The organism is Pseudomonas costantinii (assembly GCF_001870435.1).
Taxonomy (GTDB): domain Bacteria; phylum Pseudomonadota; class Gammaproteobacteria; order Pseudomonadales; family Pseudomonadaceae; genus Aquipseudomonas; species Aquipseudomonas costantinii.
The window spans coordinates 174,444-199,629 of sequence record NZ_MDDR01000034.1 but is presented as its reverse complement, the minus strand read 5'-3'; the positions used below and the strand labels follow the sequence as shown (position 1 = coordinate 199,629).

The following is a 25,186-nucleotide window of genomic DNA, read 5'->3' as shown; positions in this document are numbered from 1 at the left end:
CTGGTTGGATTCTATCGGGCTGATAATGAATGTATGTGAAAAATATGTTGGACGGTCCAGGCATTACTAAACTGTAATTAGACTGTAAGTTTCGTGTTAGTAAAGCCTGTGGTAATGGACGCAATGGACTGACCATGGCTTCGGTTACGTAAGCTGATTCGTCATAAATGAATGGCAAAGTTGCTGCGCGGTTTTCCATTCATGAAAGAAGGATCTTTATGCGGGCTTTCCAATTTTTGCAGGTGCGCAGGTGGTGCGCATTGGTTGTGGCAGTGGGGGTGTTCGGCACGGCGCAGGCTAAAGACGATGCTGCGGATCGTTCCGTCACCATCGAAAAGAACACTCAAAGCTTTGTGATCAACGCCGACGGCAGCTATGTGCTGGACGCCGATAAGGTCTTACTGATCAACGAAGAACGTGCGATCAGGTTCATTGCCCAGCAGAGTTTCAGCTACAACCGATCCCTGGACACCTTGGAGATTGTCGAAGCGTTCACCCAGAAACCTGATGGGCGCAAGGTGATGGTCGGCGCGGAGCAAATCAAGGAGCAGCAGGAGTGGGCTTCGGCCAACGCGCCAATGTTTCAGGACTCGCGGGTCAAGGTGGTGATTTTCCCTGAGGTGGCGGTGGGCGACCGCTTGAGCATGCGCTACAAGCGAACACGCAAGACCGCGTTGTTTCCTAATGAGTTCACCGACTTTGCCACCACGAGCTTGAACCCGACCGAGCGTTACAGCCGGACCTACGATTTACCGGCTGACAAACCCTTGTACGCCGACGTCCGGGGGTTCAAAGCCTCCACTGCGGCCGCGGCGCCCGGGCGTAAGGTGTATCGCTGGGACTATGTGCAGGCCGAAAAAACCCGACCGGAGCACAGTGCGGTGGCCTACACCGACTATGGTCAGTTTCTGGCCGTCTCTACCTTCGCGGACTATAACGGCATGGCCAAGGCGTATGACGCTCGCGCCAAGACCGAGGTAACCCCGCAAATCACCGAGTTGGCGCAGAAACTCACCGCCGACCAGCCGACACCTCGAGCCAAGGCTTTGGCGCTCAGTGATTGGGTGCGTAAGAACATCCGTTATGTGGCGGTGTATATCGAAGCTGGCGGCGTGGTGCCGCATTCGGCGCAGTCGGTGTTGGACAATCTCTACGGCGACTGCAAGGACCATGTGGCCCTGTTGGAGGCCCTGCTGAAGGCCGTCGCCATCGAAAGTTCGCCAGCGTTGATCAACTATGGCAACGCCTACACCTTGCCCACTGTGGCGGCGTTAGGTGTGATCAACCATGCGATCACCTATGTTCCGAGCCTGAACCTTTACCTGGACTCGACCGCCAGCGCCATCGCGCCGGGTTACCTGCCGCTGTTGGATTTGGACAAACCGGTGCTGTTGACGCGTAGCGGCGAGATGGCGCGCACTCCGGCGACCCAGCCTGGCAAGGTGTCCAGTGAGTTGGTGTTCAAGATCGATGAAAAAGGCGCGGCGGACTTCACGCAAACCTCCATAGCTGAAGGTTGGCGTACGGAAGCGACGCGTTTTGGGGTCAAGTCTCTCCCGCCGACGGAGCGTGAGCAGCTTATCCAGAAAACCCTGCGCAGCCATGGGCAAATGGGCAGCGGCACGCTGCAAACAGATGTGCTGGAGGGTGATGCCCCCAGCTTCAAGACCACGCTCACTGGGCGAACCGAGAACCTCGTCAACTTGCCGGGGCCGATTGGCGTGCAGGCCCTCAGTCGCCTGGGAAACAGTATTGCTCAGGACGTGTTGGTGTTTTCCGCAGAAAAGGAGCGGGCGCAGGGCTTCCTCTGTTTTGCAAGCGAGAGTGTCGAGAAGGCCCGCTTCGAGTTTCCCTCATCGGTGAATATTCTGGCGTTGCCCAAGACCGTATCGCTCAAGGGCACAGATGTTACCTACGACGCGAGTTATGAACGCAACGGTAATGCCGTATTGGTTTCCCGCACGCTGAAGTTCAGCCACCCTGGTGCGGTGTGCAGCCCTGAATGGTTCAAGACGATGCAGCCAATGATCGAGGCCATGTTCAATGACCTGAAAAGCCAGATCATTGTGCAGGTCATTTAGAGGGAGGAGCTGGCGGCGAAGTGCGTTCGCCGCCGGTTTCAATCAGTGGGTGTCGGCTTGGGTTTGCGGCGTCGGCTCATCTTTGGTCACGTGTTTGACCAACTTGCCGATGCTCAAACCTTGCAGCAGGATCGACGACAGCACCACGATATAGGTGATGCTCAGCAGCAGATCGCGCTCCGGGCCCAGTGGCAGGGCCAAGGCCAGTGCCACCGAAACCCCGCCACGCAGGCCACCCCAGGTGAGAATGCGGATGGTGCCGCGTGGCACCGTACGCCAGCGGCGCAGCAGCAGGATCGCCGGGGCCACGGTCAGCAGGCGTGAGAGCAGGATCGCCACGGCCAGCAAACTGGCGGCCAATACGTGCAGCCAGTTGAACGGCAACAGCAACAACTCCATGCCGATCAACGCAAAAAGCAGGGCGTTGAGCATGTCATCGAGTAACTCCCAGAAACCGTCCAGGTAGCGCCGGGTCATGTCATTCATCGCCAGCTTGCGGCCCAGGTTGCCGATGATCAGCCCGGCCACCACCATCGCAATCGGTGCGGAGACATGCAGTTCGGTGGCCATCGCCGAGCCGCCGATCACCAGGGCGAGGGTCAGCATCACTTCAATCTGGTATTGCTCGATGCTCTTGATCATCAGGTACACCAGGTAGCCGATCAGCCCACCGAACAGCACGCCGCCAATGGCCTCATGGGCGAACAACATGGCAGTGGCGCCCACGGTAGGTGTCTCGCCCAACTGCGCGATACCCAGAAGTACCGTAAACACCACCACCGCTGTGCCGTCGTTGAACAGCGACTCACCGACAATCGTGGTTTTCAGGGGTTTCGACGCGTTGGCGGTGCGTAGCACGCCCAGCACTGCAATCGGATCGGTGGGGGAAATCAGTGCACCGAACAGTAGGCAGTACAGGAAGCTCACATGCCAGCCGAACAGGGCAAAGATGTAATACGCCAGGCTGCCGATCACCACGGTGGCGATCAGTACGCCAAAGGTTGCCAGCAGGCCGATGGGCCAGCGGTAGCTGCGCAGGTCGTTCAGGTTAACGTGCAAGGCACCGGCGAACAGCAGGAACGACAGCATCCAGTTCATCAGCAAGTCGCCGAAGTCGATCTGGCCGATCAGTTGCTGGATGTGTTCTTCCAGGCCTGGGTAGCCGATAACGCTCAGGCCTTGCAGGATCAGGGAAAACAGCAACGCGGTGACCATTACGCCAATGGTGGGCGGCAAGCCGATAAAACGGAAGTTCACATAGGTGAGCAGGGTGGTGAGGCAAATGAAGGCGGCGACAAGTTCAAGCATCCGGGGTCCTTGGAAGTTGGGTGGGAACGATCATCATTGGGTGGATGGACCGCAGCAACGGCCTGATGTTGCAAGGTATCGCGTAAAAGCTTGATAGAACCTTTCGCAGCTTCGCGCACTCGTAGCGTGTGAGTGCGGCTTCGAATATTTAGTGCTAAAACTCTAACCGCTGGCTAAAACTACAAAAGGAATCAGTGATGACGGTCGCTTTCTGGTGTGTGTTGATCGCAATTTTTCTGCCCTACCTGTGCACGGGTGTGGCCAAGTTCAGCGGTGGCAAGTTCGGGCTACGGCAGAACCACGACCCTCGTGCTTTCCTGGATACCCTCGAAGGGGTTGCCAAGCGTGCCCACAGTGCGCAACTCAACAGCTTTGAAGTGACGCCGGCGTTTGCGGCGGCGGTGATCATTGCGCACCTGGCCGGTACGGCGTCGTTGGTGACTATCAATGTGCTGGCGGTGTTGTTTATTACCAGTCGCCTGCTGTACGTCATTTGCTACCTGGCGGACTGGGCGATATTGCGCTCGCTGGTGTGGGCGGTGGGGATGGCGTTGATTGCGAGTTTCTTCTTTGTCTCTATCTGACGGTTAATGCAGATCCAGTGTGGGAGCGAGCTTGGCCGCTCCCACATTTGATCTTCAGCGTCTGTCAGGTCCCGGCTGGTGCATCCGGTACCTGCGGCAATGCAGTGCCTTTGGGCCACAACATCCAGATTTGCCCCTGCTGCTTCATATTTCCCGCCAGTTCACCCGCTGCTTGGCCGGTGCCCCAGAACAAATCCGCCCGCACTTCACCGGTGATCGCGCCGCCTGTGTCCTGCGCGGCGACGGGCCTCGAAATGGGCGAGCCATCAGGTTTGGTTGTCGACAACCACAGCAGGCTGCCCAGCGGAATCACCTTGCGATCCACTGCCACGCTATAGCCTGCAGTCAACGGCACATTCAGCGAACCGCGAGGGCCTTCATTGCTATCAGGGCGGGCGCTGAAGAACACGTAGCTGGGATTGCTCGCCAACAGTTGCGGAATACGTTGCGGGTGCGCCTTGGCCCAGGTGCTGATGGCGCCCATGGTCACGTCGTCTTTTTTCAGCTCGCCTTGGTCCACCAGCCAGCGGCCGATCGGGCGATAGGGGTAGCCGTTCTGGTCGCCATAACCCACGCGCAGTTGGCGCCCGCCCGCCAGTTGAATACGCCCTGAACCCTGAATCTGCAGGAACTGCAGGTCCATTGGGTCTGTCAGCCAGGCGATCGGTTTGGCGGTGGAGCCTTGGCCGTTGATGGTGCTGGCGTCGTCATAAGGCTTGAGCACACGACCTTCAAGGCGACCGCGCAGGCGCTTGCCCTTGAGTTCGGGGTAGATACTTTCCAGGTTGACGATGATCAGGTCATCCGGAACGCCGTAAACCGGTACATGGGCGGTAGCGGTTTCGGTCAGGCTGCCGGGGTAAACCGGCTCGTAGTAGCCGGTGATCAAACCGTTCGGCGTGTTGTCGGCCGAGCGCAGGCCGAATACGTCCAGGCGCTCCTTGAGAAAACCACGAACCGCAACGGCATTGCCCGGCACGGTGGTCGCAGCTGCACAGGTCGCGCCCCAAACAGGGTCGGCCTTGAGGCGCAGGCAGGCGCTGCGCCAGGACTCAAAACCAGCCAGCAAGTCGCTGTCGGACACGGTTGGCAAGGCTTCCCAAGGTGCACTCACATAGGTGGCGACGGCATGGGGTTTCACGATTTCATTTTTGCCGGCGTCTTTGCCTCCATCACAACCGGCAAGCAGCGCGATCATTGGCAGAGCCCACGCCAGGCGGCGGCTCCAGGGTTTCAAGGTGACGTTCATACACGTAATTCCTGAAGCGATTGCCCGCGCATTTGCGCAGAGGTGCAACCCTTATTATTAATAGGGCTATTGGTCTTTATGGGCGGGGCGAGGATACTGGCCGCCGTTTCCCGTGACCTTGAAGCCATCATGATTTTAAAAAGACTGACCGTTGTATTGCTGGCCTGCCTGACCTTGTCCGCCTGTGGCGGTGTCGATCCGAACTCGCCCCTCGGTCAGCGCAAGGCAATCTTCAAGCAAATGCTCAAGACCGGCGAAGACTTGGGCGGCATGTTGCGTGGGCGCATTCCGTTCGACGGCGCGAAATTCGCCGAAGGCGCGGTCAAGCTCGATGCGTTGTCCCACGAGCCATGGAAGCATTTTCCGAGCGTTCGAGAAGAAGACCATACCAGCGCCAAAGACAACGTATGGCAGCAGCAGGCACGCTTCCAAGAGTTGGCCCGAAACCTTGAAACGGCCACCGGTGAGTTGGTGATCGCCAGCCAAGTCCAGCCTTACAAGGCGAGCAACCTGGGGCCGGCGGTGCAGAAAGTCGAAGATGCCTGCACCGCCTGTCATAAACAGTTTCGGGACCACTGACCGGTTTTACTTGTCGAGTTCTTCTACGGCGTCCTGCAGTTCTTTGCGGGACTGGGCGAGCTTGTCCTTACGTGTGTTGATCTTGTCCGCGTCACCCTTTTTCATTGCCTTGTCGAGGTCGGCCTGACGGCGGCTGACTTCGTGCTTGGCATCGAGCACCTTGTTTTCACGCTCTTTGCGCAAGGACGCGTCGGTGCAGTTGGCGGTGACTTCGCTCAGGGCTTTTTCCAGGCCAGCTTGTTGTTCGCTGTTGCCATGGGCTTTGGCTTGCTCGATCTGGGTGCTGATGGCTTGGCGTTTGGCGGCGCAGCCGGTGAGCTGCGGGGCTTCTTCGGCCGCCAACAATGGCGTGGCCATGAAGCTTGCAACGGTCAACAAGGCAAACGGGGCTAGGAATTTCATGTAGGGCTCCAAGGTCGCAATCGGATGGCAGGGTGAATTCTGCCGTAGGTTTAAAGGTGGTCGGGTCGGGTTTAAAACCCGTCTATCCCTGCTACATGTAATGTTTCGGCCAAGGCCTGTACTTGCGGGGCGCGAAAAAAAGCACTGAGTTGCGCTGCGCGCCCCGGGCCGATGCCATCAGTGGCCAGCCAGGCTTGGGTGTCTTTGGCGACCAGCGTCTGCCAGTCACCCTCCAGGTTGTTACGTGCCGCAGGCGGTACACCCAAAGCTTTGAGCCACTGTGCAAAGGGTCGCTGCCGAGCGCTGTGAATGCTGTCGAGCATCCGTGCACGGCTGCGATCACCGAAGCCATCAATGTTAGCAAGCTCTGCCTCATCCAGGGTTAACCAATCGAGAAAGCCTGCGATTAGACCGGCCTGGATCAATGCGTTCCATGTTTCGCGCCCCATATGTGGCAAGGCCAGGCCCTGGTTGCTGCTCAGCCAGGTCAGGCGTGCCAGCAATTGTTCCTCACAGCCGGGGTCCAGTTGCCAACAGCTCAGGGCGTGAGAGTTCTCAGGATCGGGTACTTGCACCTGCACCCGTGTTTCGTTGCGCAGGATCACTTGGTCCAGCCGGGGGATCACTTGGCCGGCCAGGCTGATCGACACCTGGTCTCCGGGGCGGATGTCCAGCGCTTGCCAGCGTTTCAGGGAGCCGACACTGACGCGGTTTATCTGCCGATCATCCAGTCGCACCGGCTCGAGCTCCAGAATGGGGGTAATGCGCCCGGTGCGGCCGATCTTGAACTGCACCTTGCGCACCAGCGCCAGTGCCTTGGCAGGCGGGTACTTCCAGGCCACCGCCCAGTAAGGTGCGCTGGCCTGCCAGCGTTTGGCGGGCAGGCGCAAGGCTTGGTGCAACACCACACCGTCGGTGGCGAACGGCAGTGGATGGCTGTGCCAGTAAGTACGCCAGTGAGCGGCTTCAGCGATGTTCTGGATGGGCTGGCTGTAGCGTCGGCTGTCGATGAAACCCCAGCGCGAAAGGGTGGTCAGGCGCTCAGTGAAGTCCGTTGGGCCGTCGGGCCAGGCCCATACGAATAGGCCGATCCCGGCGGCCTCGGCGTCGCTCAACTGCAGGCGGTTCATCAACCCGGCCACCTTGCTGCGGGCATTTAGTCCGCCTTGTGCTAACTGCACATGGTTGTCGAGGCGCCAATAGAGTTCGCCTTGCAGCACCAGGTCTGTGGGCTCCGGCAATTGCTGAACAATGCCGGGGATCTTAAGCGCGGCGGCTGACCAGTCTTGGCCGCGCAGGCCGTCACCTCGGCTGACAACCTTGCTCAATCGACCTCGGCGATACACCAGTGTCACCGCAACGCCGTCGACCTTGGGTTGTATCCAGACGTCTTGTCGGGTTTTGAGCCAGTCACCGACAGCCTGTTCATCCAGCAACTTTTCCAAACCGGTATGTACGACCGGGTGAGGCTGCGTGCCACGTGAGCTTGCCAGTGGGTTGTCGGCCTTCAAGGTCGGCTGGGGAAAGCATTCGCGCCAGTGAGCCAGGCGTAGGCGCGCCTGGTCGTAGAGCTCATCACTGACGGGGGATTGGCTGAGTCGGTGGTAACTGTCATCCCACTGCTTGATTTGCTTGGCCAGGGCGCCGACCTGTGATCGGGCCTCCTCTGGGCAATTTTCTGCCCCCGCAAAAAAAGGCAGGGCGCTGAGTAAAAGAGCGATCAGTAAACGCATCATGAGCATCCTTGCTCGGAAGGGACGCCCAGCCTAAGTGATCCTGGCGGCCACAAAAAAGCCCCGACAGTGCGGGGCTTTTTACCGGGTGTTTCTACTTACTTGAACAGGCCGCCCAAGGCTTTCACCGGATCGTTCTTATCCGCCTTGGCTTCTTGTGTTTGCTGCTTGGTGTCGACTTTGGTTTGGGACTCAGAAAGTTTGTTACAGCCTTTGTTGATCTGATCCTGCGCCGCTTTAAAAGCCTTCACTGTCAGTGTGTCGTTCTTGGCTTCGGCCGCATCGATCTTGGTTTGCAGGTCTTTGGCTTGTTGTTGGCAGTCACCGGCCTTGTCACCCAGTTGGGAACTCAGGGCGCCACCCAGTGCACTCAAGTCGGCAGCGTGAGCTGGCAGGGCGAACAGGCTGAGCAGAAGGGCGGCAGGGGCGAGCGTGGAAATGCGCATGAAAAACCTCAATGTTCGATTGCCTGCGCGTTTAGCTATCCCGGGCTGGCGCAGGGCAATATCCAAGTAAGGTGAATGGCCCGAGAGGGCGCGGATTCTAGAGGGCCATCATTTGGCCCGCAAGGTTTGGATCCAAAAAGTGTGAAGATCGCCCGGTAAATCACCTTGCAATAAAAAGCCCCGCCGGGAAAACCCGGCGGGGCCTTGTGTGCCGTGAGCGATTACAGACCGGCAGCGATGCGCAGGTCGTTGGCGCGGTCGGTTTTTTCCCAGGTAAACGTGGTGAAGGTGTCGTCGCCGACGGTCTTCTGCGCAGGGGTGCGCCCGAAGTGACCGTAGGCTGCGGTTTCCTGGTACATCGGGTGCAGCAGGTCGAGCATGGTGGTGATCGCGTAAGGACGCAGGTCGAAGATCTCACGCACCAGCTTGACGATCTTGTCATCGCTGATCTTGCCGGTGCCGAAGGTATTCAGCGAGATCGACGTAGGCTGGGCCACGCCGATAGCGTAGGAAACCTGGATCTCGCAACGCTCGGCCAGGCCGGCTGCGACGATGTTCTTGGCTACGTAACGACCAGCGTAGGCGGCCGAGCGGTCAACCTTGGATGGGTCTTTACCGGAGAACGCGCCACCGCCGTGACGAGCCATGCCGCCGTAGCTGTCGACGATGATCTTGCGACCGGTCAGGCCGCAGTCGCCTACCGGGCCACCGATGATGAACTGGCCAGTCGGGTTGATGTGGAACTGAGTGTCCTTGGACAGCAGTTCGGCAGGCAGTACGTGCTTGACGATCAGTTCCATCACGCCTTCACGCAGGTCGGCGTAGGAAACTTCCGGGTTGTGCTGGGTCGACAGCACAACGGCGTCGATACCCACGACTTTGCCGCCTTCATAGCGGCAAGTTACCTGGGACTTGGCGTCCGGGCGCAGCCACGGCAGCAGGCCGGATTTACGGGCTTCAGCCTGACGTTGTACAAGCTGGTGCGAGAAAGTGATCGGTGCCGGCATCAGCACGTCGGTTTCGTTGCTGGCGTAGCCGAACATCAGGCCTTGGTCGCCGGCGCCCTGATCTTCAGGTTTGGCACGGTCGACACCCTGGTTGATGTCAGGCGACTGCTTGCCGATGATGTTCATCACGCCGCAGGTCGCACCGTCGAAACCGACGTCGGAGCTGGTGTAGCCGATGTCGGTGATCACGTCACGAACGATCTGCTCCAGGTCAACCCAGGCAGAAGTGGTGACTTCGCCGGCGATGATCGCTACACCGGTTTTCACCAGAGTCTCGCACGCCACACGGGCGAACTTGTCTTCAGCAATGATGGCGTCCAGCACCGCGTCAGAAATCTGGTCGGCGATTTTGTCCGGATGCCCTTCAGACACGGACTCGGAGGTGAAGAGGGAGTATTCGCTCATCTCGATGTTTTCCTGATATTTACCGATGGTGAGTGTCGCCAGCCGGTCGCTGAAAATGGCGGACCTGGATCTGGAAACCATTACGTAAACCTACATAGAGGCTTTCCCCGGGAACGAGTCCCGCAGCGGTGGCCCAACGGGCCAGATCGTCCTGTTCAAAACCCAACCAGAGATCACCGCAGGCCTCCTTGGCCCAATTCTGGTTGTGGCTGCATAAATCCGTAACCAGCAGGCTACCGCCGGGGTGCAGCAAACCGGCCATTTGTTTGAGGGCGTCGGCGGGGGCAGCGAAATGGTGCAAGACCATGTTCAGCACCACACAATCGGCCTGCAGGCTGGTGTCATTCAAGGCGTCCGCCAACTGCAGGCTGACATTGCCCAGTGCTTCACGCTCGCAGAGCTGGCGCGCCAACTCGAGCATTGCCGGGCTGTTGTCCAGCGCCGTGACCTGTTGAAAGCGGCTTGCCAGTTCCGGCAGGAAACCGCCATCCCCGGGGCCGACTTCCAAGGCGGTGGCTGAATGACTGAAGCTCAGTTTGTCCAACAACGCCAGTACGCTTTCGCGGTATTGGGCAAGGCCTGCGATCAGGTCCTGTTGGGCGCGAAACTTATCGGCGACCCGTGAGAAAAAGTCCTGGCTGGCGGCGGCGCGCTGCCCGTGGACTTGGCTGATACGCGATTGCACGTCAGTCGGCAGACTCAGTCCGTCCACTTCTTCGAGCAGGGCGGCGTGCAGCTTGCCGCCGAGCAGGTCGGTATGGGGCAGGGCACGGCGGTAAAAAATTGCATTACCTTCGCGGCGGGTAGCCACCAGGTCGGCCTGGGCCAGTACCTTTAAATGGTGACTCATGCCGGACTGGCCGATGGCGAAGATCTGCGCCAGCTCCAGTACGCCGAAAGAGTCGTTGGCCAGCGCACGCAATACGTTCAGACGCAACGGATCACCAGCGGCCTTGCACAAGGCTGCTAGCTCATCGCCGTCGTCGGGGCGTAGGGAGGGCACGGGTAGGTTCATAAGGCCAGCAGTCTAGTGACGGGTGGAAGTTCCTGCAAGATCAATATCAAAAAGTTTTGATATTGATCGATAAGTGGCGGTTATAAGCAGCCGCTATAACCTTTAGACGAACCGGTGGCCGGTTTCTGCAAGGGAATGGCGCCCAAAGCACAGGAAAAACACCCTCAAGTGACTATCTGTCATTGCCCGCAGGCGGTGGCTGAGGGAAAATGCCGGTCCTTTTTTCCGTTTCTTTTCAGCAAACCCCAGGAGATCAGCGATGCCCAGCCGTCGTGAGCGTGCCAACGCCATTCGTGCCCTCAGCATGGATGCCGTGCAAAAAGCCAACAGCGGCCATCCCGGTGCCCCGATGGGCATGGCGGATATCGCCGAAGTACTTTGGCGTGACTACCTGAAACACAACCCGAGCAACCCATCGTTCGCCGACCGTGACCGCTTCGTGCTGTCCAACGGCCATGGCTCGATGTTGATCTACTCGCTGCTGCACCTGACCGGCTACGACGTCACCATTGATGACCTCAAGAGCTTCCGTCAACTGCACAGCCGTACCCCGGGTCACCCGGAATTCGGCTACACCCCAGGCGTCGAGACCACCACCGGTCCCCTGGGCCAAGGCCTGGCCAACGCTGTTGGCTTCGCACTGGCTGAAAAAGTATTGGGCGCGCAGTTCAACCGCCCTGGCCACGACATCGTCGATCACCACACCTATGTGTTCCTAGGTGATGGCTGCATGATGGAAGGCATTTCTCACGAAGTCGCTTCCCTGGCCGGTACCCTGGGCCTGGGCAAGCTGATTGCCTTCTATGATGACAACGGCATCTCCATTGATGGCGAAGTCGAAGGCTGGTTCACCGATGACACCCCAAAACGTTTCGAAGCCTACAACTGGCAGGTGATCCGCAACGTTGACGGCCACGATCCGGAAGAGATCAAGACCGCCATCGACACCGCGCGCAAGAGCGAGCAGCCGACCCTGATCTGCTGCAAGACCACCATTGGTTTCGGCTCGCCGAACAAGCAAGGTAAAGAAGACTGCCACGGCGCCCCACTGGGTGACGCGGAAATCGCTTTGACCCGTGCTGCGCTGAAGTGGAACCACGGCCCGTTCGAAATCCCGGCCGACATCTACGCCGAGTGGGATGCAAAGGAAAAAGGCCTGGCAACCGAAGCCGAGTGGGACCAGCGTTTTGCTGCCTACTCCGCCGAGTTCCCGACGCTTGCCAACGAACTGGTTCGTCGCCTCGCCGGTGACCTGCCTGCCGACTTCTCGGAGAAAGCCTCGGCCTACATCGCCGAAGTTGCGGCCAAGGGCGAGACCATCGCTAGCCGTAAAGCCAGCCAGAACGCCCTGAACGCCTTCGGCCCGCTGCTGCCTGAGATTCTTGGCGGCTCGGCTGACCTGGCCGGTTCCAACCTGACCCTGTGGAAAGGTTGCAAAGGTGTCTCGGCTGAAGACGCCAGCGGCAACTACATGTACTACGGCGTGCGCGAGTTCGGTATGAGCGCCATCATGAACGGTGTGTCCCTGCACGGCGGCCTGGTGCCTTACGGTGCGACCTTCCTGATGTTCATGGAATACGCGCGTAACGCCGTGCGTATGGCTGCGCTGATGAAGAAGCGTGTGATCCATGTCTACACTCACGACTCCATCGGCCTGGGCGAAGACGGCCCGACGCACCAGCCGGTCGAGCAACTGACCAGCCTGCGTACCACGCCGAACCTGGATACCTGGCGCCCAGCCGACGCGGTGGAATCTGCAGTGGCCTGGAAGCATGCCATCGAGCGTAAGGACGGCCCTTCGGCGCTGATCTTCTCGCGTCAGAACCTGCAGCACCAAGTGCGTAGCGACGCGCAGATCGCCGACATCGCCCGTGGCGGTTATGTGCTGAAAGACTGCGCCGGCGAGCCGGAGCTGATCCTGATCTCCACCGGTTCCGAAGTCGGCCTGACCGTTCAGGCCTACGACAAGCTGACCGAGCAAGGTCGCAAGGTGCGTGTGGTTTCGATCCCATGCACCAGCGTGTTCGAAGCTCAGGACGCCGGTTACAAGCAATCGGTTCTGCCGTTGCAAGTCAGCGCGCGTATCGCCATCGAAGCCGCTCACGCCGACTACTGGTACAAGTACGTGGGCCTGGAAGGCCGCGTGATCGGCATGACCACCTACGGTGAGTCGGCGCCGGCGCCGGCGTTGTTCGAAGAGTTCGGTTTCACCCTGGAAAATATCCTGGGTCAGGCTGAAGAGCTGCTGGAAGACTAAGTCAGTCTGCGTTGTCTGTACTGGCGCTATCGCGGGCAAGCCCGCTTCCACATTGGATCGCGGTCTAAATGTGGGAGCGGGCTTGCCCGCGATGGCGTCAGAACATTCAACACCGAACTAACATTGATCGAGAACCCCATGCCTCAACCGCGTCCCTACAAAGTTGCACTCAACGGCTACGGCCGCATTGGTCGTTGCGTCTTGCGTGCTCTGTTCGAGCGAGGGGCGGCGGCCGGGTTTGAAATTGTTGCAATTAACGATTTGGCCGACATGGCCAGCATCGAATACCTGACGCGCTTTGACTCCACCCATGGCCGGTTCCCCGGTGAGGTGCGGGTCGATGGCGACTGTCTGCATATCAATGGCAATTGCGTGCAGGTCTTGCGCAGTGCCACCCCCGAAGGCATCGACTGGAAAGCATTGGGCGTCGACCTGGTGCTGGAATGTTCTGGTGTCTATCACACTCGTGCCGATGGCCAGCGTTTTCTCGACGCCGGTGCACCGCGTGTGCTGTTTTCCCAGCCGATGGCCAGCGAGGCGGATGTCGACGCCACCATCGTCTACGGCATCAACCAGGATTGCCTGACTGGCAATGAGCTGCTGGTGTCCAACGCTTCCTGCACCACCAACTGCAGCGTGCCGTTGTTGCGCCTGCTGGATCAGGCGATCGGCCTGGATTATGTGTCGATCACCACGATTCACTCGGCCATGAACGACCAGCCGGTAATTGACGCCTATCACCACGAAGACCTGCGCCGTACGCGTTCGGCCTTCCAGTCGGTGATTCCGGTATCGACCGGCCTGGCCCGGGGCATCGAGCGACTGTTGCCGGAACTTGCCGGGCGAATTCAGGCCAAAGCCGTACGGGTGCCGACGGTGAACGTGTCCTGCCTGGACATCACCATGCAAACCGTCAGCGACACCGATGCCTCTGAGGTCAACCGGATCCTGCGCGACGCCGCCACCAGCGGCCCGCTCAAAGGTTTGCTGGCCTACACCGAGTTGCCGCACGCCAGCTGTGATTTCAACCATGACCCGCATTCGGCGATTGTCGATGCCAGCCAGACCCGCGTTTCCGGCCCCAGGCTGGTGAACATCCTGGCCTGGTTCGATAACGAATGGGGTTTTGCCAACCGAATGCTGGATGTTGCGGAACATTATCTGCACATCGCTTCTAAACAACCTCAACAGTAATTCAGGAACTGCGACCCATGACCGTGTTGAAGATGACCGACCTCGATCTGCAAGGTAAGCGCGTACTGATTCGCGAAGACCTCAACGTCCCAGTCAAGGACGGTGTTGTCACCAGCGATGCGCGAATCCTGGCCTCGCTGCCGACCATCAAGCTGGCCCTGGAAAAAGGCGCGGCCGTGATGGTCTGCTCCCACCTGGGTCGTCCGACCGAAGGTGAGTTCTCCGCCGAAAACAGCCTCAAGCCTGTTGCCGATTACCTGAGCAAGGCCCTGGGCCGTGATGTGCCGCTGGTGGCTGATTACCTGGGTGGCGTCTTTGTTGCAGCTGGCGACATCGTGTTGTTCGAAAACGTGCGCTTCAACAAAGGCGAGAAAAAGAACAGCGACGAACTGGCCCAGCAATACGCGGCCCTGTGCGACGTGTTCGTGATGGACGCTTTTGGCACTGCTCACCGCGCCGAAGGTTCGACCCACGGCGTGGCCAAGTTCGCCAAGGTTGCTGCTGCTGGCCCGCTGCTGGCTGCTGAATTGGATGCGCTGGGCAAGGCCCTGGGCGCACCGGCCCAACCGATGGCTGCCATCGTTGCCGGCTCCAAAGTCTCCACCAAGCTGGACGTGCTCAACAGCCTGAGCCAGATCTGCAACCAACTGATCGTCGGCGGCGGCATTGCCAACACCTTCCTGGCGGCTGCTGGCCATCCGGTAGGCAAGTCCCTGTATGAACCCGATCTGCTGGACACCGCCCGCGCCATTGCCGCGAAGGTCAGTGTGCCGCTGCCGGTGGACGTGGTCGTCGCCAAGGAATTCGCTGAAAGCGCCGCAGCCACCGTCAAGCTCATTGCTGACGTGGCTGCTGACGACATGATCCTGGATATCGGCCCACAAACTGCCGCCAACTTCGCTGAACTGCTGAAGTCGTCCAAGACCATCCTGTGGAACGGCCCGGTCGGCGTGTTTGAGTTCGACCAGTTCGGCAACGGCACCAAAGTGTTGGCCAAGGCCATCGCAGAAAGTTCGGCATTCTCCATTGCCGGCGGCGGCGACACCCTGGCGGCCATCGATAAATATGGCGTTGCTGACCAGATCTCCTACATTTCTACCGGTGGTGGCGCATTCCTTGAATTCGTCGAAGGCAAAGTTCTGCCGGCCGTTGAAGTCCTGGAAACCCGAGCCAAGGGCTGAGGCTCGCGATCAGGAAAAGGAGCATTCCCATGATCAAGTCGTTGGCACTGGTGATCGCAGCGGGCCTGTTGGCCGGCTGCGGCAGCACGCCTAACGCGGTGTCCGAGGCTGAAAAGTCTGGGCCTGCGCAGAAAAAAAGCTGCTACCAGGCTGACTGGCAAGCCGAGACCATGCCGGTGATCAACAAGCGCATCGGCAACGAGCGGCTGGAGAAATACGACGCCGCGCCCAACGGTCAGGAACAGGGTTGCCCTTGATGGGTCTGATCAACTAACCGACAGCAGTGGCGGCCCTTGGGCTGTCGTTCGAGGATTGGCAATGAAAGGCGTTTTCGCCCTGGCAGCCCTGGCCTTGTTGGCCGGATGCAGCAGCATGAACATGTTCAACAAGGCAGAGCCTGCTGACAAGTGGACCACTTGGACCTGCGACAGCAAGGCCCAGGTCAACTGGCGCTTTGCCAACGCGGCCCGTTCCGAGGTGGATGTACGCCTCGGCGGATCGGACCAGGTTTACCGCCTCAAGCAGGACGTTGCTGCCTCGGGTGTGCTGTATAGCAACGACCAGCTAGCGTTTCACACAAAAGGTGAGGAAGGCCTGATTTACTGGGTCGCCACCGACGATTTGATTGGGCGTGGCTGCAAAGCGCCGTAAGCCTGACAGCAATAACGATTCAGCAGCACAAGGCTCAACCCCTTGATCTGCAATAACTTGAATAGCAGCCGCCGCTACGGCAGGCTTGCACGATTAACGACCCTCGATCGGGAGAGACAACACAATGGCACTTATCAGCATGCGTCAAATGCTGGACCACGCAGCCGAGTTCGGCTACGGCGTCCCAGCCTTTAACGTCAACAACCTTGAGCAGATGCGCGCCATCATGGAAGCCGCTGACAAGACCGACTCCCCAGTGATCGTCCAGGCTTCGGCCGGTGCCCGCAAATACGCCGGTGCCCCATTCCTGCGTCACCTGATCCTCGCCGCGATCGAAGAGTTCCCACACATCCCGGTGTGCATGCACCAGGACCACGGCACCAGCCCTGACGTGTGCCAGCGCTCCATCCAACTGGGCTTCAGCTCGGTGATGATGGACGGTTCCCTCGGCGAAGACGGCAAGACCCCGACTGACTACGAGTACAACGTCCGCGTTACCCAACAAACTGTCGCCATGGCTCACGCCTGTGGTGTGTCGGTTGAAGGCGAGCTGGGCTGCCTGGGTTCGCTGGAAACCGGTATGGCCGGCGAAGAAGACGGCATCGGCGCTGAAGGCGTGCTGGATCACAGCCAGATGCTGACCGACCCGGAAGAAGCCGCTGACTTTGTGAAGAAGACCCAAGTTGACGCCCTGGCCATCGCCATCGGCACCAGCCACGGCGCCTACAAGTTCACCAAGCCGCCTACCGGCGACGTGCTGGCCATCGACCGCATCAAGGAAATCCACAAACGCATCCCGAACACCCACCTGGTGATGCACGGTTCTTCCTCGGTACCGCAAGAGTGGCTGGCGATCATCAACCAGTACGGCGGCGACATCAAAGAAACCTACGGCGTGCCGGTTGAAGAAATCGTTGAAGGCATCAAGTACGGCGTGCGCAAGGTCAACATCGACACCGACCTGCGTCTGGCGTCCACCGGTGCGATGCGTCGCCTGATGGCCACCAACCCGAGCGAATTTGACCCACGTAAATTCTTCGGCGCCACCGTGACGGCGATGCGTGATGTGTGTATCGCGCGTTATGAAGCGTTTGGTACTGCGGGTAATGCTTCGAAGATCAAGCCGATCTCGTTGGAAGCGATGTACCAGCGTTATTTGAAAGGTGAGTTGAACGCTAAGGTGAACTAAGCCTCGGTCGTTTAAAAAAGCCCGCAGTGATGCGGGCTTTTTTGTGGCTGGGATTTGATCAGGCTGTGTCAGTCGTGATCAATATCCAACTTCGCAAACGTCACCCGGGCGCCTTCCTTGCTGTTCCCACTGTTGTCCTGCACGTACACCCCAGCCTTGAAATACAGCTGCTTGGCGCCCCACGCTGCGCCAATGCGCTCGTTCCATTCACCGTCTGCGGCGTACACGCTCAGTAGCCCGGCCTTATTGAGGTTGATCACGTAGGTAAAGCTTTTCTCCAGCGGTACATCTGACGCGATGGTTATCACGCGGCCTTCGCCGTCATCCGGGCGCATGCGGACCTTGGCGACGATGTTGCCGCTCTGAGTCTTTTCCTTGAATTGATACTCCAGCTTGATCAGCGGCTTTTGGCTGTCATAGGCGTGAATTTGCCCGATGACGACTTTGCCGCTGGAGGGCACTTGATTCACCGCCAAGGTAGCGCGCAGGAAGTTGTCGGCGTCGGGATAGGTCCAGTTGCGCAGACGCCCATCGGCATAGGTCTCGCGCAGTTCACTGCGGGGGTAGATGGCGTTTTCGGTGCGGGTGCCGGTGACCGGTGTCCAGAATTGCACGTTGCTGCCTTTGGCCTGGAAATATTGATCCTTGAAGCCGCTCAGCAGCTTCGGCGTGTCGATGGTCGCAGGTGGCGAGCCGACAGGGATGCTCAGGTTCCAGGTGGAAAGGTCGATCATGGTGTTGGCCTTTTTACAGAGGGTGAAGGCTTTAGCCCGAGGGCTGCACAGGTTCTTTATAGGCGGTGCTCGCTGGGTTGTTAACGAGTCGCTGGCAATTTATTGGCGTCAGAGGAATGCCAAAAAGCCATGTTTCCCATGAACCGTGGGCTGTAGGGCCTGACCGTTAGTCGGCTTCCTGGGCTTTGGCGCAATGATGGCAGCCACGTTACTTCTGATTTTTTTGAACCGGGGCTAGAGTGAGGCCTCAATGTTTGTCCGGTTTTTCTATCAGAAGTGACCGGTGCAACTCCTTAAGGAAGAGACGTAGCATGGATTGCGCTCCACACCCCGGCGACGGTATTTCGGTTCTTCTGGTGGTCGATGACTACCCGGAAAACCTCATCAGCATGCGTGCGCTTTTGCAGTGTGAAGACTGGCGGGTGATGACCGCAGGTTCCGGGCTGGAAGCTTTGGAATTACTGCTCGCACACGAGGTCGACCTGGTATTGCTGGATGTGCGGATGCCTGGCATGGATGGCTTTGAAGTGGCACGCCTGATGCGTGGCAGCCAGCGTACGTGCATGACGCCCATTATCTTTCTCACGGCTAATGCTCAATCGCCCGCCGCGGTGCTGGAAGGTTATGCCAGCGGCGGAATTGATTACCTGTTCAAGCCCTTTGACCCGCATATCCTCAAGCCCAAGGTCCAGGCTCTGCTGGAGCACCAACGTAATCGCCGGGCTTTGCAGCGCCTTAGCCAGGACCTGGAGTCCGCTCGGGCCTTTAATGCCTCGGTGCTGGACAACGCCGCCGAGGGCATTCTGGTGGTGGGCGAGAGCAGTGTGATTCAGTACGCCAACCCGGCTATTTCGCGGCTGCTTAACGCGACGATGGCTGAGTTGCAGGGTGAGAGTTTCTTGAGTTTCCTGCAAAAACCCCATGTGCCCGCCTGGTTGGGTTTCCCGATGTACGAGGCGTACCGCAAGGGTGATACGTGGCGCCAGCACGATGCCATTTTGCGCACGGGTCGCGGCCAACAGGTGCCGGTGGCCTTGTCCTGCGCACCTTTGCCCGCTGAGCAGAAGGCCATGGTCGTGACGGTGCTGGACATGTCCGAGGTGCGCCATTTGCATCAGCAGCTGGAGTTCCAGGCCGTTACCGACCCACTGACCGGGTTGTTGAATCGGCGTGGTTTCCATCAGGTGGTGGAGAACACCCTGCTGCGCAGCGAGCGTAACGAGCAGTCGCTGGTGTTGTTGTACCTGGATCTTGATGGTTTCAAGCGGGTCAACGACTCGCTGGGCCACGATGCGGGGGATCGGGTACTGCGCTGGGTGTCGGAGCAAATGCAGACATGTTTACGTTCCTCCGACACTCTGGGACGTATGGGCGGGGATGAGTTCACCGCGTTGCTGGAGTTGGAGTTTCCGGAGCAGGCTGCAAAAATTGCGGAAAAACTCATCGAACGGGTGTCTGTGTGTCAGCAGGTCGACGGTTTGGATGTGATGTTGGGGGTCAGCATCGGCATTGCGACCTTCCCGGAATGTGGCTCGGATTTGAACGGTCTGCTGCGGGCGGCGGATATCGCCATGTACGAAGCCAAGCGTGCAGGGCGTCAGCAGTATCGCTATTACGATCAGGAAATGAACGGTCGCGCCCGTTCGCGGCTGATGCTCGAAGACAGTGTGCGTACCGCCATCAAGAACAAGGATTTCACACTGGTGTACCAGCCCCAAGTGTCACTGGAGGATGGACGCTTGCGTGGCGTCGAGGCGCTGTTGCGTTGGCAGCACCCAAGCGTTGGCGATGTGCCGCCGGGTTTGTTTTTGCCGTTGCTGGAAGAAGCGCGGCTGATCAGCCAACTGAGTGCCTGGATCTACCAGCAAGTCGCGGCCCAGCGCCAAGCCTGGCAAACCACTTTCGATGAGGCGCTGGTGCTGAGCGTGAGCCTGAGCAGTAGTCAGTTCAATATGCCAAACCTTGCAAGCCAACTGCAGCAGGTACTTGAACGACATGGGTTGCAGGGCCAGCAGTTGGAGGTGGAAATCAGCGAGGACAGTCTGATGAGTAACCTTGAAGAGTCGACCAAGCAGCTCAAGTTGTTGCGCCAAATCGGTATACGTATCGCCCTGGATGACTTTGGTTCCGGTCATTGCTCCTTGGCGCATCTGCGAGACCTTGAGTTCGATACGCTCAAGTTGGACCCACAGCTGGTGGCCCGCCTGCCGGGCTCGGTGCGGGACGCGGCGATGGCCCGCAGCATCATTCAGCTGTGCGGGCATTTCGATGTGGTGGTGATCGCTGAGGGCGTGGAAACGCTGAAACAGTCCCAGTGGCTCAAGGCCAATGGTTGCGCGTTTATCCAGGGGCCGTGGGCGGCGCAGCCGCTGATGGCCGAGGAAATGACGGCCTGGGCCCACCCCCGCCTGCTTTGAATTCGCTACACTGGCGCCCATTCGAACCCTGTTGCAGACCCCATGACCGCGCTGAAATACCTCCAGGCTTACCCCGCAGCTCTCCAGGAGCAAGTGCGCCAATTGATCGCCAAGGACCAGTTGAGCGCCTACCTGGAGCAGCGTTACCCCGAGCGCCACACGGTGCAGAGTGACAAGGCGTTGTACGGCTACGCTCTGGCCTTGAAGCAGGAACACCTGCGCAACGCGCCGGCCATCGACAAAGTGTTGTTCGATAACCGCCTGGACCTGACCCATCGTGCCTTGGGTTTGCACACCACGATTTCACGCGTGCAGGGCGGCAATCTGAAATCCAAGAAAGAGATCCGCATTGCCTCGTTGTTCAAGGAGGCCGCACCGGAATTTCTACGCATGATCGTGGTGCACGAACTGGCGCACTTCAAGGAGTCGGATCACAACAAGGCGTTCTACAAACTCTGTGAATACATGATGCCGGGCTACCATCAGGTGGAATTCGACCTGCGGGTGTACCTCACGTATCGCGACTTGCAGGGCAAGCCCTAACCTCACCAGGCGATCGACCATGGACGTGAGCAAGACCAAAAGCAGTTTCTATCGCCGCCTGTACGTGGCGTACCTGATCGACAGCCGACAGGCCAGCAGCGTCCCGGCGTTGACCGAGGCCACCGGCATGCCCCGGCGCACGGCGCAGGACACGATTGCGGCGTTGGCCGACCTGGATATCGTGTGCGTGTTCGAGCAGGAAGACGGTGCCCGCAATCATGCCGGGCACTATCGGATTCACAGTTGGGGGGCGATTGATCGGGGGTGGATTGAGGCCAATCTCAGTCAGATCAAGCAAGTATTGGATTACCCCTGATACCTATCCCGTAGCCGCTGTCGAGCGCCAGCGAGGCTGCGTTGGGCGCGCTCGGTACTGAGCCTGACTCAATCAGGCGGTGCTACCGACGCAGCCTCGCTAAAGCTCGACAACTGCTACGAAATTTAAGCTCGACGCATACCGATGTGAGGAATGTCATCCTCCAGATATTCCTCACCCGTCACCACAAACCCATACCGCGCGTAATACCCCTGCAAATGTGCCTGGGCTGACAGAAAGATCGGCGTCTCGGGCCAGATATCGCCAATCTCCTTGAGGGCCTCTTCCATCATCTGATGCCCCAGCCCGGTGCCGCGCGCCACCGGCGCAACGATGACCCGGCCAATCACCACGTCGCCGCCTTGGGACTCCGGGTCCAGCAGGCGCAGGTAAGCCACCAGCTCATCGTTCTGCCAGGCCATCAAGTGGTGGGTATCACCTGAAAGATCCTGCCCATCGAGGTCCGGATAAGCGCACTTCTGCTCGACGACAAAGACGTCGCTGCGCAGGCGCAGGATCGCGTACAACTGCTCCTTGCCGAGGTCATCGTGATGTTTGCAGACCCAATCAACTGTCATGGTGAGTTCTCTTATTAATGTCTGTTCCGGATAGTAAGCGCGACGGGCACCGCTGTCTAAATTCGGCATTTTTGTGAATGGCGTCAATTTGCCATCATTGAGTGTGATCGCCGCCGGCTTCTTTGTGTAATCTGCAATGCAGACTCATTGATGAGCTACTGTTATCAGGCCATCGCCTGCCCGCCAAGGACCTTGAGCATGCCGCGATTTTCTCGTGCCGTTGCTTTGATCGCAGTGTTGTTGCTGGCCCAACCGGCGTTCGCACAGCGCCTGCGCCTGGTGGCGGATGCCTGGCCACCCTTTACTGATGCGACCTTGGTCAATGGTGGATTGGCCACTGATATCGTCACCACGGCTTTGGCCCGCGCGGGCTACGCCACCGATTTCGAGCAGGTGCCCTGGGCGCGCGCGCTGATGGGCGTAGGCGATGGCCGCTACGACGTGCTGATCAACGCCTGGTACGACGATTCCCGTACGCAGTTGGGGCAGTTCTCCGGCGAATACCTGCTGAACCGTGTGCGTTTTATCAAGCGCCGTGACGACACCCTCGATTATCAGAACCTGGAACAACTGCACGGCGAGCCCATCGCCGTGGTGCGCGGGTATGCCTATTCGGCGGCGTTCGACCAGGATGCACAGTTGGAGAAAGTGCCTGTGCATAACTTCGCCATGGCCGTGCGCATGCTCGCGGCGCGGCGCGTAAGGCTGACGTTGGAAGATGAGTATGTCGCCCGCTACTACTTGGCGCGCGAGTCACCCCGGGTGCGTAACGCGGTGGAGTTTCTGGATAAGCCGTTGAGTGAGAACAGCCTGCATATCCTGGTCAGCCTGAAGAACCCCGAGCATGCGCAGATCGTCGCTGGTTTCGACCGGGAGATTGCCAAGATGAAGGTTGATGGCAGTTATGCACGATTGATGAAAGAGCACGGGATGTAGCGGCCTGCGATGGCGATTTAAGCCTCGCTGGTATCTTTGATCAGATGCGCAGCTAACGTGCGCAACGGCCCCAACTGCCGACAGATCAGCGCCAGCTGTGTCTGCACCAACCGCTGCCCTTCATCGATCTCATCCGGCATCTGCTCCAGTTCCGCAGCCATCGCTTCCTCGGCATCGCTCTGAATCGCGATCGGCTGCTTGTTGGCCAGCCCTGTGGCTATTTCGTCGATGCTCGCCGCCAAAGTATTGCCGGCGCCGTCGATCAAATGCTCGCGTACTTCCGCCGGTAGCTGCGTTTCGCGATGTGCCCCGAGCCCCGACAGGTAGCTGAGCAAGGTGTGCGACAGCACCAGGAAGCGGAAGCCCACATCCGCCTCTTTGCGAAAGTGCCCCGGCTCCATCAGCATATTGGCCAGGGTGGTGGACAGCGCCGCATCGGCGTTGTGCGCATTGCGCCGGGCCAGGCGGTAAGCTAGGTCGTCGCTCTTGCCGGCAGCGTATTGCTGCATGATTTGCCGCAGATAAATGCTGTTGCAGGTCAGGGTGTTGGCCAGCACCTTGTTCAGGCGTCGGCCTTGCCAGTCCGGCAGGAACAGGAATACCGCCAGGCCCGCAATCAAGCTGCCGAGCAAGGTGTCGAACAAGCGTGGCAGGAACAGCCCGTAGCCGTCGCCGACCTGGTTGAAGCAGAACAACACCATCAGCGTGATCGCGGCCGTCGCCAAGGTGTAGCGGGTGGTGCGGTTGATAAAGAACACCAGGCCTGCGGCGATAGCGAACAGCGATTGCACCAACGGGCTTGGGAACAGGTCGAACAGCGCCCAGGCCACGGTCAAGCCGATGGCGGTGCCGATGATCCGCTGGCCGAGCTTGCGCCGCGTGGCGCCGTAGTTCGGCTGGCAGACGAACAGGGTGGTGAGGATGATCCAGTAGCCTTGGGACGGGTGGATCAGGTGCACCATGCCGTAACCGATACTCAGCGCCAGCGGCAGGCGCAGGGCGTGGCGGAACAGCAATGAAGTCGGGGTCAGTTGGGTGCGCAGGCGTGTCCACATTTCCTTGAGATTGCGCGGTGCACGGTCCAGCAGGCTGCTGTCGGTCGCATCGGCCAGGGAGTCGGGGTTGCTGGCGTCGCCGAGCAGGCGGTCGAGGGTCGACAGGTTGGCGGCCAGGGCGCGCAACGAACGCAGCAGGCCGCGCCAGGCCGGGTTGCTCTGGATGCGCAGGTGTTCCAGCGAGGCGTTCAGGTCGCCCAGGGCTTCGGCGAAACTGTCGTCATAAATGAATGGCTGGCGCAGTTGGATCGATTCGGCCAGGGCTTGGCAAGCCTTGCCTTGCTGGCGCAGCAGGCGCTGGCAGCGGAACAACACATCACTGTGGAAGAAGGCTTCGGCCAGGGCGTTGTAGGGGTAGTGGGACGAGCTGGCGCGTTCGTGGATGTCTTGGGCTAGGAAGTACAGCTTCAGGTAACGGCTGACCTTCGACCCCGGCCGACCATTGCCGACGCGGTGCAGGATGATTTCTTTCGCCGCATTCAGCGCTGCAACGACACGCCCATTTTGCTGGGCCAGCTCCAAGCGGCGCGCTTCTACGTCCAATTGGCGGATCGGTTCGAACAGTGATGATTTGAGTTTGAGGTAACGCCCCAATTCACGGAACAAGCGCGCCAGGCTCTGCTGCACCGGCTGGTTGGAAAACAGCGCCTGCCACAACACCGATAACGCGCCATACCACGCGGCACCGGCCACCAGCAGCAGCGGCTCATGCCAGAAATCAGTGACGGCGCCACCGCGCTGGTCCACGCCGATCATGGTGTAGACCGACAGAATCAGCGTCGCCGAAGCAATCGCCCCGTAGCGCTCGCCAAGGGCGCCGAGCATGGTCAGGCAGAAACTGGCCAGGGCCAGGGCGATCGCGAAAATCCAGGGGTAGGGGAACAGCAGCTCCACCGACAGCGCGGCGATGCTGAAACACACCAGCGTCACCGCCAGGGCATTGAGGCGGCCTTGCCAGCTGTCATCGGTCTCGGCCAGGGCGCTGGCGATAATCCCCAGGAACAGCGGGATCAGCAGCGTCATTTCATCCTGATACCAACACAACGCCATACTGCCGGTGAGGGCGATGAATACCCGTACGCTGTAGCTGAATTTATCCAGCGCCCACAGGCGCCGCATGGACTGCTTGAACGAGGTCGATGACATGAAGTCTGGTGTCTTCCGGGACGATGCCGCTAAATTGAGCCATCAGTGACGTCACGGCAAGCCTGGGAATCACAAATACTGGATGATCGTTCCCACGCTCTGCGTGGGAATGCCGCCATGGACGCTCTGCGTCCGCTCTTGGGCCGCGGAGCGTCCCGGGATGCATGCCCACGCGGAGCG

The 25,186-nt window shown here is 59.4% G+C and carries 23 protein-coding genes; 13 read left to right on the top strand and 10 right to left on the bottom strand.

All coding sequences use genetic code 11. The features are described from left to right. The first annotated feature begins 218 nt into the window (after positions 1–218). Complete coding sequence (locus BFL40_RS16315; protein ID WP_071484962.1) at positions 219–2,081, top strand: DUF3857 domain-containing transglutaminase family protein; 1,863 nt, start codon at positions 219–221, stop codon at positions 2,079–2,081. A gap of 42 nt (positions 2,082–2,123) precedes the next feature. Here BFL40_RS16315 and BFL40_RS16310 read toward each other — a convergent pair whose 3' ends face one another. Continuing rightward, on the bottom strand, positions 2,124–3,389 hold the full coding sequence (locus tag BFL40_RS16310) for a cation:proton antiporter (protein WP_071484961.1): 1,266 nt from the start codon (positions 3,387–3,389) through the stop codon (positions 2,124–2,126). Between the two features lie 197 nt (positions 3,390–3,586). Here BFL40_RS16310 and BFL40_RS16305 point away from each other — a divergent pair, with 197 nt between their 5' ends. Next, entirely contained in the window at positions 3,587–3,973 is a 387-nt protein-coding gene (locus tag BFL40_RS16305) for an MAPEG family protein (protein WP_071484960.1), read from the top strand. Between the two features lie 64 nt (positions 3,974–4,037). Here the strand turns inward: BFL40_RS16305 and mltA are convergent, their stop codons facing one another. Then, positions 4,038–5,222 carry a murein transglycosylase A gene (gene mltA, locus BFL40_RS16300; RefSeq protein WP_071484959.1) on the bottom strand — a complete coding sequence of 395 codons (1,185 nt, stop codon included), beginning with the start codon at positions 5,220–5,222 and terminating at the stop codon, positions 4,038–4,040. 129 nt (positions 5,223–5,351) lie between these two features. Between mltA and BFL40_RS16295 the strand changes: the two genes are divergently transcribed. Further along, entirely contained in the window at positions 5,352–5,801 is a 450-nt protein-coding gene (locus BFL40_RS16295) for a c-type cytochrome (protein WP_071484958.1), read from the top strand. 6 nt (positions 5,802–5,807) lie between these two features. Here the strand turns inward: BFL40_RS16295 and BFL40_RS16290 are convergent, their stop codons facing one another. The 5 genes from BFL40_RS16290 to BFL40_RS16270 all read right to left on the bottom strand — a co-directional run bounded on the left by BFL40_RS16290 (position 5,808) and on the right by BFL40_RS16270 (position 10,809). Further along, a complete protein-coding gene (locus BFL40_RS16290) occupies positions 5,808–6,203 on the bottom strand; it encodes a DUF1090 domain-containing protein (RefSeq protein WP_071484957.1) in 396 nt (131 codons plus the stop codon). A 71-nt stretch (positions 6,204–6,274) separates the two neighbouring features. After that, positions 6,275–7,939: an NAD-dependent DNA ligase LigB gene (ligB, locus tag BFL40_RS16285; protein WP_071484956.1), complete on the bottom strand. Its 1,665-nt coding sequence runs from the start codon at positions 7,937–7,939 to the stop codon at positions 6,275–6,277. 95 nt (positions 7,940–8,034) lie between these two features. Further along, positions 8,035–8,382, bottom strand: a complete 348-nt coding sequence (locus tag BFL40_RS16280; protein WP_071484955.1) for a hypothetical protein — start codon at positions 8,380–8,382, stop codon at positions 8,035–8,037. A 221-nt stretch (positions 8,383–8,603) separates the two neighbouring features. After that, entirely contained in the window at positions 8,604–9,794 is a 1,191-nt protein-coding gene (metK, locus tag BFL40_RS16275; protein ID WP_071484954.1) for a methionine adenosyltransferase, read from the bottom strand. A gap of 19 nt (positions 9,795–9,813) precedes the next feature. After that, positions 9,814–10,809, bottom strand: coding sequence for an ArsR/SmtB family transcription factor (locus BFL40_RS16270; protein WP_071484953.1), 996 nt, complete (start codon positions 10,807–10,809; stop codon positions 9,814–9,816). 259 nt (positions 10,810–11,068) lie between these two features. Between BFL40_RS16270 and tkt the strand changes: the two genes are divergently transcribed. The 6 genes from tkt to fba all read left to right on the top strand — a co-directional run bounded on the left by tkt (position 11,069) and on the right by fba (position 17,281). Next, complete coding sequence (gene tkt / locus BFL40_RS16265; protein ID WP_071484952.1) at positions 11,069–13,066, top strand: transketolase; 1,998 nt, start codon at positions 11,069–11,071, stop codon at positions 13,064–13,066. A 138-nt stretch (positions 13,067–13,204) separates the two neighbouring features. Further along, entirely contained in the window at positions 13,205–14,260 is a 1,056-nt protein-coding gene (epd, locus tag BFL40_RS16260; protein WP_071484951.1) for an erythrose-4-phosphate dehydrogenase, read from the top strand. A gap of 17 nt (positions 14,261–14,277) precedes the next feature. Continuing rightward, positions 14,278–15,441: a phosphoglycerate kinase gene (locus BFL40_RS16255; protein WP_071484950.1), complete on the top strand. Its 1,164-nt coding sequence runs from the start codon at positions 14,278–14,280 to the stop codon at positions 15,439–15,441. Positions 15,442–15,470: 29 nt separating this feature from the next. Beyond that, a complete protein-coding gene (locus BFL40_RS16250; protein WP_071484949.1) occupies positions 15,471–15,698 on the top strand; it encodes a hypothetical protein in 228 nt (75 codons plus the stop codon). Positions 15,699–15,759: 61 nt separating this feature from the next. Then, positions 15,760–16,092 carry an MliC family protein gene (locus tag BFL40_RS16245; protein WP_071484948.1) on the top strand — a complete coding sequence of 111 codons (333 nt, stop codon included), beginning with the start codon at positions 15,760–15,762 and terminating at the stop codon, positions 16,090–16,092. Positions 16,093–16,216: 124 nt separating this feature from the next. After that, positions 16,217–17,281 (top strand): class II fructose-bisphosphate aldolase, encoded by a 1,065-nt coding sequence (fba, locus tag BFL40_RS16240; RefSeq protein WP_003177554.1) that lies wholly within the window; start codon positions 16,217–16,219, stop codon positions 17,279–17,281. A 68-nt stretch (positions 17,282–17,349) separates the two neighbouring features. Here the strand turns inward: fba and BFL40_RS16235 are convergent, their stop codons facing one another. Further along, the gene (locus BFL40_RS16235) at positions 17,350–18,015 is read right to left on the bottom strand and encodes a polysaccharide lyase family 7 protein (RefSeq protein WP_071484947.1); all 666 of its coding nucleotides are present in this window, start codon (positions 18,013–18,015) and stop codon (positions 17,350–17,352) included. A gap of 311 nt (positions 18,016–18,326) precedes the next feature. On the opposite strand from BFL40_RS16235, the gene BFL40_RS16230 reads away from it, so the two are divergent. The 3 genes from BFL40_RS16230 to BFL40_RS16220 are packed head-to-tail and all read left to right on the top strand — an operon-like array spanning position 18,327 to position 21,291. Next, positions 18,327–20,432 (top strand): putative bifunctional diguanylate cyclase/phosphodiesterase, encoded by a 2,106-nt coding sequence (locus BFL40_RS16230; RefSeq protein ID WP_071484946.1) that lies wholly within the window; start codon positions 18,327–18,329, stop codon positions 20,430–20,432. A gap of 42 nt (positions 20,433–20,474) precedes the next feature. Further along, positions 20,475–20,975, top strand: a complete 501-nt coding sequence (locus tag BFL40_RS16225; protein ID WP_071484945.1) for a M48 metallopeptidase family protein — start codon at positions 20,475–20,477, stop codon at positions 20,973–20,975. 19 nt (positions 20,976–20,994) lie between these two features. Then, positions 20,995–21,291, top strand: coding sequence for a winged helix-turn-helix domain-containing protein (locus tag BFL40_RS16220; protein WP_071484944.1), 297 nt, complete (start codon positions 20,995–20,997; stop codon positions 21,289–21,291). Between the two features lie 125 nt (positions 21,292–21,416). On the opposite strand, the gene BFL40_RS16215 is transcribed toward BFL40_RS16220, so the two are convergent. Beyond that, entirely contained in the window at positions 21,417–21,869 is a 453-nt protein-coding gene (locus BFL40_RS16215; RefSeq protein ID WP_071484943.1) for a GNAT family N-acetyltransferase, read from the bottom strand. 198 nt (positions 21,870–22,067) lie between these two features. On the opposite strand from BFL40_RS16215, the gene BFL40_RS16210 reads away from it, so the two are divergent. Next, positions 22,068–22,805 carry a substrate-binding periplasmic protein gene (locus tag BFL40_RS16210; protein ID WP_071484942.1) on the top strand — a complete coding sequence of 246 codons (738 nt, stop codon included), beginning with the start codon at positions 22,068–22,070 and terminating at the stop codon, positions 22,803–22,805. Positions 22,806–22,822: 17 nt separating this feature from the next. On the opposite strand, the gene yccS is transcribed toward BFL40_RS16210, so the two are convergent. Next, a complete protein-coding gene (gene yccS, locus BFL40_RS16205) occupies positions 22,823–25,006 on the bottom strand; it encodes a YccS family putative transporter (RefSeq protein WP_071484941.1) in 2,184 nt (727 codons plus the stop codon). Between the last annotated feature and the right edge of the window lie 180 nt (positions 25,007–25,186).